At 52.2% G+C, this 8,647-nt stretch carries 8 protein-coding genes and 1 pseudogene; 1 reads left to right on the plus strand and 8 read right to left on the minus strand.

What is annotated here, in order from left to right; genetic code table 11:
* Positions 1-3: 3 nt before the first annotated feature.
* Genes ETP66_RS10220 through ETP66_RS10240 form a run of 5 tightly spaced genes read right to left on the minus strand, consistent with a single transcriptional unit; the run spans position 4 to position 7,045 of the window.
* The gene (locus ETP66_RS10220; protein WP_201738523.1) at positions 4-948 is read right to left on the minus strand and encodes an amidohydrolase family protein; all 945 of its coding nucleotides are present in this window, start codon (positions 946-948) and stop codon (positions 4-6) included.
* Positions 861-1,631: an enoyl-CoA hydratase/isomerase family protein gene (locus tag ETP66_RS10225; RefSeq protein WP_201738524.1), complete on the minus strand. Its 771-nt coding sequence runs from the start codon at positions 1,629-1,631 to the stop codon at positions 861-863. Before ETP66_RS10225 ends, ETP66_RS10220 begins: the two co-directional genes overlap by 88 nt.
* Complete coding sequence (locus ETP66_RS10230; protein WP_130842518.1) at positions 1,606-3,717, minus strand: 3-hydroxyacyl-CoA dehydrogenase family protein; 2,112 nt, start codon at positions 3,715-3,717, stop codon at positions 1,606-1,608. Before ETP66_RS10230 ends, ETP66_RS10225 begins: the two co-directional genes overlap by 26 nt.
* Positions 3,687-5,312, minus strand: coding sequence for a long-chain-fatty-acid--CoA ligase (locus ETP66_RS10235; RefSeq protein ID WP_130842519.1), 1,626 nt, complete (start codon positions 5,310-5,312; stop codon positions 3,687-3,689). Before ETP66_RS10235 ends, ETP66_RS10230 begins: the two co-directional genes overlap by 31 nt.
* A complete protein-coding gene (locus ETP66_RS10240; RefSeq protein ID WP_130842520.1) occupies positions 5,306-7,045 on the minus strand; it encodes a tannase/feruloyl esterase family alpha/beta hydrolase in 1,740 nt (579 codons plus the stop codon). Before ETP66_RS10240 ends, ETP66_RS10235 begins: the two co-directional genes overlap by 7 nt.
* Before the next feature lie 117 nt (positions 7,046-7,162).
* Here ETP66_RS10240 and ETP66_RS12565 point away from each other — a divergent pair, with 117 nt between their 5' ends.
* Positions 7,163-7,417, plus strand: a complete 255-nt coding sequence (locus tag ETP66_RS12565; RefSeq protein ID WP_430731885.1) for a transposase — start codon at positions 7,163-7,165, stop codon at positions 7,415-7,417.
* 22 nt (positions 7,418-7,439) lie between these two features.
* Here the strand turns inward: ETP66_RS12565 and ETP66_RS10250 are convergent, their stop codons facing one another.
* From ETP66_RS10250 to ETP66_RS12515, 3 genes and pseudogenes are all read right to left on the minus strand, one after another.
* Positions 7,440-7,949 (minus strand): transposase, encoded by a 510-nt coding sequence (locus ETP66_RS10250; protein WP_130842522.1) that lies wholly within the window; start codon positions 7,947-7,949, stop codon positions 7,440-7,442.
* 157 nt (positions 7,950-8,106) lie between these two features.
* Positions 8,107-8,247: pseudogene (locus ETP66_RS12570) on the minus strand (hypothetical protein); the annotation flags it as partial.
* Between the two features lie 106 nt (positions 8,248-8,353).
* Complete coding sequence (locus tag ETP66_RS12515; protein WP_330848626.1) at positions 8,354-8,566, minus strand: helix-turn-helix domain-containing protein; 213 nt, start codon at positions 8,564-8,566, stop codon at positions 8,354-8,356.
* Positions 8,567-8,647 lie beyond the last annotated feature (81 nt).

Below are 8,647 nucleotides of genomic sequence, written 5' to 3' on the forward strand. Positions count from 1 at the left end.
CCTTCACCGATCCTGTGTCGTTAGGATACTGAAAAGCCGAGCAGCATTTTCGAAGAGAATCTTAGGCAGAACTACCTCCTTGATTGGCAGCTTCCGAAAGTCCTCAATCCAACGCTGGGGGTGGATCATGGGAAAATCTGATCCAAAAAGCATCTTGTCCTGGAGGAGGGTATTGGCCATCCGAATGACGCTTTCTGGGAAATATTTAGGTAGCCAGCCAGACAGGTCCATAAAAACGTTGGGCTTGTGGCGCAAAATGGCAAGCTGCTCTTCGTGCCAAGGCCAGGCGGGATGTGCCATAATGATGGTTAAATCGGGAAAGAGAGCCGCAATATCATCAATGTAAGGAACTGGCCGACCATAATCCAACCTTATACCTCCCCCTCCGGGCTTCCCACTATGGGCCATTGTGGTTCCGGTGTGAAAAAGCACGATCAATCCATATTGTGAACAAAGCTCCCACAGGGTGTAGAACCTGGGGTCGTTTGGCCGGAAGTCCTGAATGGGTGGATGAAACTTCAACCCCCGCAGGCCAAGTTCCGCGCACCGCGCAACCTCGTCCAACGCAACCTTTCCTTTCCAGGGGTCAATCGTTCCAAAAGCAATGAATACATCTGGGTGCCTCTGCATCAGTTCAGCAATCTCTGCGTTGGACGCGCGCATACCTGTTCTTGTTTCATCGTCTATGTCAAATATAACTGCCATGCCCTTAAGTTCGCGATAAAGGTCAGCCAAAGCATCCGTGTCTTTCGGGAAATCGGGATCTGAGCGCACGTAAGGGTCTAAATCTAGATACTTGTGGTCACCGGTCCGGACGTGCACATGCGCGTCTATAAATTCAATTCTGCGCCGCATGATTCCTATCCCCTCTTTTGCCCTTTCCTTTGCTGCCTTGCCGTGATAAATTTCGTCAGGATCTCTCGGCTTTCTTGCGTACCTAAGCACCACAAGAATAACTCGCGCTCATAGCGATAGGCTGCATCCAAAGGCATGCTGAGCCCATAATTAACGGCGGCCTTTGCGGCTCTTAGGGCCGACATCGCGCTTGCGGCGATTTGTTCGGCCACCTCCATAGAGCGAGACAGAAGTTCTTCTGAGGGATAAACAGCGTTTACTAACCCCCAGCGCCACGCTTCCTCGGCAGAAAACTCGCGCCCGGTCAAAATGAGTTCTAGTGCTCGGTACTTACCTAAACGCCGTGAAAGCAACTGCGTGGCCCCTGCACCAGGGATTAAGCCTATGCGAATTTCGGGTGACGCAAAGCGGGCATCCTCAGACGCAAAAATCAGATCGCAGCACAAAGCTAGCTCTAGACCCCCGCCGTAAACATAGCCGTGTACTGCTGCAACCAGGGGCTTTGGAAAAAGACGGATAGCATCCCAGAGATGGAAATCAGACGCTTTAGAAGCAAACTCCTCCGGAGGAGTGTTGACAAAAACTTCTATATCGGCACCAACAGAGAAAGCCTTCTGCGTTCCCGTAAGAACTACAACATGGATGTCGCTATTTATGCGTGCTTCCCCTAGTATCGCAACCAGCTCCTCAAGAACCTCCCGGTTAAGTGCATTTAACTTCTCGGGGCGGTTAATCTGACAGAATAAAACTTTACCTATCTGCTCTTTTAGAATCATAGACATTTTTTCCTACCTCCTTTTCTTGAGCCCTTCGATGAACTTCTCGAGTCGCCGCCCTAATGGCATCGATGAAAGCATCGTTTTTGATGTTAGTCTGTAGAGACGAGACTTCCTCCTTGAGTTTGTCAGAAAATCCCCACAATCTGTTTATTATCCTTCGCTTAATTCCAGAAATTCTAAGCTTAGTCCCCAGCCAAACAGCATCTTCCAAAGCTTTGTCGGTGTTGGAATAGACCAGGCATGACTTCTTCAGGATCTGGACCAAACCCGCCTCGCTAAAGATCCCCCCCAGGGAAGGATTTAGTGAATCGATTAGAGCAGCAGCTCCAAAAGGGGGTATTCTGTCCTTGGGCTCCTCAGGCGAAACAAATATCTGGACTGGGGCCATAACGACATCTGCTATCAAGCCAACCATCGTATTTAATCCGCTAAGATCGGTATCTAGAACAGCAATCATGGGCATACGTAGTCGAGCTAAAGTTAAAAGCAGATCCCCTGTTACTCCTAAAATACGCTGAATCTCAGCCTCATCGCCTTTCTCGGCTGCATCTAGTAGCTGCCCGTAAGGATACTTCGGGTCAATGCTAAGCACAAGGACCAGCGCCGCTGGTTGTTCTTGTTCGATCTTTCTAATTTGCTCAACAGCCCTTTCAACAGACCCTACCCTCATAAGCCAAACCTCTTCGGGGCCCTTAACTACCCCCGCCTCGTCTAGCGCTCTCCTAAGCTCAACGTATCTTACGGTTGCGGCATTTGGCGAAACATGGCTGGGAATGAAACCGCCAGCCTTTAGATCTAGGAATTTATTTTCACCGAAGAAACGCCCGTGCCTTATAGCCCGCCCCAGAACTTCTATCGCGCTTCCGTGGCCTGATTCTTCAAGCAAAGTTTTGACTTTAGCCAGACCCAGATAGTCCATCTGTGCATACGGGCCCATGCTCCACCCAAACCCCCATTCGAGTGCCTTGTCAACGGTTACAATATCTGGAGAAATTTCTGGGGTAACAGTTAGCACATACGCAAAGGTGTCAGCGAGCAGTCTGCGCAAAAAGTACCCATACACATTAGAAAGCTCTAACAGAAACCAAATACGTTCTGGAAAAGGCTTACTCAGTGCCTCCTTTAGCCCAGGTATCGCTGGCTCCAAAAAAGGCCTGTATTCCCTGGCGTGGGGATCAAAGGTGAAAGCAACTCCTTTTTCAAAGCGAAAAATCCCGGCTCCACTCTTGCGCCCCAACTTGCCTTGGCGAAAGAGATGCTCTATCCATGAAGGCAACACAAAATCATCACCCGTTGCGTCCCTCAGATTCTTAACACCCAAGACCAGAATATCTAGACCGGTAAAATCGATTGTTTTAAAAGTCGCTGATCGAGGACGACCGATTGCCGGCCCAGTTAAGGCGTCTACTTCTTCAGGTGTGATTCCCAACTCGTCTCCCAGCCTGATTGCTCTCACCCAGCTGTAAATCCCTAGCCGATTGGCAACAAAACCCGGAGTGTCTTTGACAACGAGAACACGCCGCCCTAGATCCCTTGAAAGGAATGTTGAGAAGGCATCCAGGAACTTGTCTCGCTCTCCAACTAAATTTGTCAACTCGCACAGGATGTGCCTTCTCGGGGGATTGAAGAAGTGTGTGGCATAAAACCTGGGAGTCCATTCGTCTAGCCCAGACGGCAAGAGCTGCTTTAACGTAAACGTGGACGTATTTGTGGAAATGTATGCTCTTGGTTTCAAAACGGCTTTAAGATTCAGAAACAGCTCTCGCTTTATTGTGGCGTCTTCGACAACAGCCTCGATTATCCAGTCGCAAGTGGACAGTAGGTCAAAATGCTCATTTAGATTTCCGACCCTGATGTTGTTTATTGCTTCCGGAACAAAAAAGTCTCCACGTGTTAGTGCCTGTTCAATGCCCAACCTGGCGACTCGCGAAGGGTTGTTAGCTTCTCCCTTTATGTCCAGGAGAACCACTTCGAGCCCATATGATGCAGCCAAAGCAGCAATTGCAGATCCCATCGAGCCAGCACCAATCACGCCAACTTTCTCTATTTGTATCATTTTTCTTCCCCTTTCCGTTTCATCCACACTTCTTTCAGCTGGCCTTTAACAACCTTACCAGTAGGTGTTCTTGGCAGCTCCTCTACAAACAATATTTCATCTGGGATCCACCACTTTGGCATTATCCGCTCTAGGTGTACGCGCAACTCACCTTCTTCAAGGGTTACACCCGTATGCGGAATAACAAATGCCACCGGTCGCTCCTGCCATCTTGGGTGGGGGACTGCTACCACGGCAGCGTCACGGACACCAGGGTGAGCCAAAAGCCCTTGTTCAACTTCAACTGAGCTAATCCACTCCCCACCAGACTTGACCAAGTCCTTAGTTCTGTCGACGATCTTCACTTCCCCCTTAGGGCTTATGACTGCAACATCGCCTGTGTGAAACCAACCCTCGTTATCGAATGCCTCCTGGTGTTTTCCGCCGATGTAACCATCAGCTACCCATGGTCCGCGCACCAAGAGCTCCCCGGGTGTTTTTTCATCCCACGGTACATCATTGCTAGGCCCCCCTAAAGATCCTAGTTTAACTTCTAAGAACGGTGCGGGTACTCCTTGCCATAGCAATTTGTCTGGAGACTCCTCTCCACCTTTTGTTTTGGATTGAAGCCCCACTAAAACCTCGCTCATTCCCCAGCCATGGATAATCTGAATACCGAAGGTTCTGAGAGCGCGAATCAAGTTCTCCCTTGGTGGACTACCACCGATAGCAACCCGCAATTTAGGTGCCAGAACGTCTATTCCCGAGCTTTTTGCTTCATCAAGAATATCCTGCCACACTGTAGGTACCCCAGCGGCAAATGTACAAGCCTGACTTTGAATCAAGTCGAGAAGATCTTTGGGCCTTGGGTGAATGCCTGGAAGAACGAGTTTTGAGCCACAAAGAAGTGCCGCATAAGGTAAGCTCCATCCGGCTACGTGAAACATCGGGACTACTTGAAGGATTGTATCCTCGTGAGAAATTCCAAATGTGGTGCTTGACGTTAGTGTGAGTGCAGCCAGCGCAATCTGTCCGTGGCTGAAGAGTATCCCCTTTGGCTTGCCAGTAGTTCCAGAGGTATGTAACAAGAATGCCGGCGAATACAAATCAAGACTGGGCCATTCGACTTCGCTCTCTCTTTCTCTGCCACTACCGACTAGGTCATCGTATAAAACAAACTCGCCTGGGATGCTATTAATCGCGTTGGTACCTCTGGCATTATCTAGGGCGTCAACTAAAAGTATCAAGTCAAAACGAGCTTTTTCGGAGAGGCGTTGGTAGAGTGGAAGAAAATCTTTCTCGATCAACAACACTCGGTCGTTAGTGTTGTTCAGAATATAGGCCATTTCGTCAGGATGAAGGCGGGGATTCAATGTGTGTAACACAGCTCCTATGCTAGGAATAGCATAGTAAGCCACAAGGTGGTGCCAGGTATTCCATAGAAGGGTAGCTACGTGGTCTCCCTGCTTGATTCCTAAACCCTGAAGAGATTTTGCAAACGTTTCGACCTCTATGACGAATTCGTGGTATGATTTGTAGCGTAAATGTCCCGCTCGAGTTTTCACAACAAGCTGGCTCTCCGGGTAAAGGGTCTTCGCACGCCAAAGAATGTGCCGGATATTCAGAGTGGAGGTATTCACCACTCTTCACCCCCTCCTGTTGGTTGGATTGCAGGATTGTTTATGCAGCGGAAGCTATTATAGGTTTCGGGATCTCCGCCAGCGTATATCGCAATCTTGGGGTATGGACAGAGGATTCTGGATCGTGAAGGTGACCAGGTGGGCGGGAGCTCTAGATTAGCAGGTCGTGTGCGTGCAACGAGAAACTCGGGAGCAACCCCGTACTCAACCCAGTTAACTATAGCAGATATGGGTTCGAAAAGGTCTGTGGAAGGACCACCGCTACAATGACCCATGCCAGGTACAGTGAAAAGGCGGGCAAAACTGGTTACCTGTTCAAACCCGCCATATTTCCCAGCCAAGGTGCTATACCAACTAATTGAGTGATTGACACTAAAGATGGGATCGCTAACGCCATGATATAGGAGAAGCTTTGCGCCTCTATTGCGCAGGTGGTCCAAGTTGTGGCGATCTAAGGGATTCATGAAGTCCATGCTTGCTTCGTTGTAAGGTGGGACAGATGCATAAAAGCTGTCAAGAAGTCGATCTACATCTGCGGTGAGGGCAAACTCTGGACCGTTAAATCCAATTGGGCTAGCTGGTGGTGTCTGGAAGACGAAGGCAACCGCACCCGAGTCTAAAACGAGGGGGGCCGTAAATTCCCAGAATGCAAAACCTTGAGAGGTTATGCCCGTGTCGAACGGGAAGGGGGCGTAAAAAGACTCTCCGCTGCCTCTTTTCGCCCCAGAAAAGATCTCTTTCAGAACCTCTTTTTGGTCTTGGGTTAGACAGTTCCCGTCGCGAGAGGTCACGCACGTTGGTATGTCCCTGCTTAAATCAAACAGGACTTGGCATCGGTGCGTGTCGAAAACCAACCCGTCTTTGAGCCCATCCAACATATCACAGCGATCGAGCAATGCTTGAGCAATAGTCGCGCGCTCTTGCCCTGTAAAAGCGGTGCCCAAACCGGTTGGTGTCCTTGGGTCGCCTGTGGCAATAGTAGCGTATTTTTGTGCTCCCCAGATATTTGCCAAGGCTGCTAAGGGCAGATCTAACCCGGGAGCACCGGCTACAAAACCATCGAATAGTTGGGAGTATCGGGAAGCCGCTACTAAAGCATGGCGCCCTCCGTTAGAGCATCCGCCAATATATGATCGATCAGGATATCTCCCATAAGCTACTTTAATGACTTCCCTTGCTAAGAGTACTAGCTTGCCAACAGCTTGGTAGCCATAGTCTAAGCGCGCTTGGGGATCCAGTCCGAAAAAGGGATTCTGGGCCGCATTATGGCCTGCGTCTGAGCTAAGGACAACAAAACCCTGCTCAAGGGCAGATTCACCAGACAAGTTGCCAAGTGCTGGAACTACATTGCCGTCTAGGCCCCCATTGCCCTGGTACCAAAACCGACCATTCCATGCTTTGGGCAACCTCATTTCGAAAGAGATGGCATATGTTTGTTGGTCAACTGGACTGGTCCGTTCGTAGACCTTCGCTCTTAGCAGGCAGTGCTCTGATATGGCACGTCCCTGAAAAGTCACTCCCCCTGTGGGGATTGTGGAAAGAGCCTCGATCGATAAACCCTCTAGGTGAAGTAGCTTTGTGGCAAGGTTATCGCAATTGCCAATTAGATAACCTGGCGTAGCGGGGTGTAGGCGAGGAATACGTTGATCGGGTACATGACTGACGAAACCACATGCCCCAACAAAGAGAAGGATAAAGAGTTGGAGGAATTTGATGTTTCTTTTAACCAGCCCCATTCTAACCCCCTTTGAAAGCTAGCTTAGGGAGTTTTTCCCCACCGATCAAGGCTCTCGTCCACCATAACGGAACAGTCAGAAACTATCGCAAAAGTCCTGTACGCTCGAAGGGTGCGGATGATACGCCCATCCTATCCTGGCGAACGCAGCAACGAGGAGCGGGCCCTCCTTGAGCCCCTGACTACCACCCCCAAGCCCGGGGGCTGCCCGGCTAAGGTGCCCCGCAGGGGGATCGTCAACGGGATCCTGTACGTCCTGGAAAATGGCATAGGGTGGCAGGCCATACCCCGTCATGCCCGAGGCGCAGGTTCCCGACCTGCCCCACCCGTCCACGGTCTACCCCTACTTCCGCAAGCGGCAGAGGGGTCATAAGAACTCCCTTTAAACCCCTTCCTTAGCATCCTCCCGGCCACCAGCGGAAGAGGGTGTAGCTCCGGATAAGGTCGTGCTGGGTCTGGAGGTAAGCGCACTGCGCCTCCACCCGCTTCCAAAGCTCCTCTTCCGTCCCCACCTGCCCGTTGACCACCACCGCATCTACACTGGCCACCACCGCATCTACAAGGGACCACGCCCGCTCCACAGGCTGCAACTCGGGGGAATAGGGCGGTGAGAAAACCAGCCCCACCCCCTCGGGTACCCGCAACCTGGTGGAGGTGTGCCACCCCGCCCGGTCCAGAACCACCAAGACCCACTCCCCCCTTCCCGCCCCTCTGGTCCGTGCGATAGCTTCCAGAACCACCCCTAGGCTCTCCGTGTTCATCAAGGGCAACAGCCAGTGCTTGTTCTCCCCCATGCTGGGCCGCACGAAGGTGTAGACGTAAAGCCACCAGCGGGGCCTTTCCCAGACCAAAGGGGTCCTGCCCCGTAAAGCCCATATCCGACGGCGGATGGGCTTCAAGCCCAAGCGGTGGGCAAGCTACGCTGGCGCGTGACCGTTGAAAGCCCAGAGCTCTACCCGAAGCCCAAGGAAGAAGTAGTGCAGAAGGAACACGACCAGGAAAAGGTTTTTTAAACGCCTCCCCCTCTTCCAGCCCCCGTTCCCGGTGCCTGGGCCGGGGGCGTAAGGGGGCAAATCCCAGCCTCCGCATCCAGCTCCGAGCCCGCCTGGGGTCCACAAGGCGCCCCAGCTTCAAGGCACGGGCTTCGCCCCTGACCTCGGAAAGCCAGCCACTCCGCCGCGTTGCGGATGGTCCACAGGCCATCCCGAGGATGGGGGGCTTGGCGGAAGGCCTCCTGGACCTCTGGGGGAAGAAGGGGAGGCTTACCCCGGTTGCGGTGGCGCAAGTCAGCCATGGCCTCCATGCCCCCTTAGTTGTAGCGATGGACCACGGTGCGGACCCAGTGTTCGGAGTAGTTGGCCGCCTGAGGGATGGGGTGGCCGGTGGCGAGGAGCCATAGGGCGTGCCAGCGGGCTCGTTCCACCGGGTCTTCCGTGTCCCGGTAGAGGGCGTGGAGGTTGTCGGGGTGGGGAGGGTTCTTGAGCTCCAGCATGAGGCGGCGTTGGTGTTTGGCCAATTGCATGAATCGATGCTAACGGATGAGGTCATGCGGAGTTCTTATCACTCCTCCCGGACCTCCTCTCCGGAAGCCTCCGGCAGGCCC

The sequence above is a fragment of the Thermus thermamylovorans genome, assembly GCF_004307015.1.
GTDB lineage: Bacteria > Deinococcota > Deinococci > Deinococcales > Thermaceae > Thermus > Thermus thermamylovorans.

Coding starts and splice junctions, on each gene's coding strand:
- ETP66_RS10225 (WP_201738524.1), bottom strand. CDS start 1,631: ATGATTCTAAAAGAGCAGATAGGTAAAGTTTTATTCTGTCAGATTAAC.
- ETP66_RS10240 (WP_130842520.1), bottom strand. CDS start 7,045: ATGGGGCTGGTTAAAAGAAACATCAAATTCCTCCAACTCTTTATCCTT.
- ETP66_RS12565 (WP_430731885.1), top strand. CDS start 7,163: ATGATACGCCCATCCTATCCTGGCGAACGCAGCAACGAGGAGCGGGCC.
- ETP66_RS12515 (WP_330848626.1), bottom strand. CDS start 8,566: ATGCAATTGGCCAAACACCAACGCCGCCTCATGCTGGAGCTCAAGAAC.